At 49.4% G+C, this 255-nt stretch carries 1 protein-coding gene and 1 pseudogene; both read right to left on the bottom strand.

Translation table 11 applies throughout. From position 1 onward, the window contains the following. Positions 1-108, bottom strand: a pseudogene (locus tag E0D98_RS26705) (DUF957 domain-containing protein); the annotation flags it as partial. Positions 109-119: 11 nt separating this feature from the next. Continuing rightward, the coding region (locus E0D98_RS28345; RefSeq protein WP_240723798.1) for a DUF5983 family protein at positions 120-255 on the bottom strand (136 nt) is incomplete at its 5' end.

Genomic DNA, 255 nt, shown 5'->3' with positions numbered 1-255 from the left:
CGTTTTATCCTCATCGTTGTCAAAGATAATTCCCGATTCGCAGTCGATATTGTCCTGCAGCCACGCAATCAGAATATCCAGCGCTGTTTCCGTGGTTAATGATTTCATGTTGTTTCTGGTTACCAGTTGAAAGTGGGTAAACCCGGCAGGCATTCAGCGCTGGCATCCAGATGAATGAGACTGACGCCATAACGTCGGGTAAGTGTGACAACCAGACGGCGGAACGTTTTTGACAGCCCCAGGCGTTTAAGCCGC

Origin of the sequence: Escherichia sp. KCJ4928 (assembly GCF_004352695.1) — a bacterium.
In the GTDB taxonomy this organism is placed as follows: domain Bacteria; phylum Pseudomonadota; class Gammaproteobacteria; order Enterobacterales; family Enterobacteriaceae; genus ECMA0423.
This window is presented reverse-complemented; position numbering and strand designations above follow the sequence as displayed.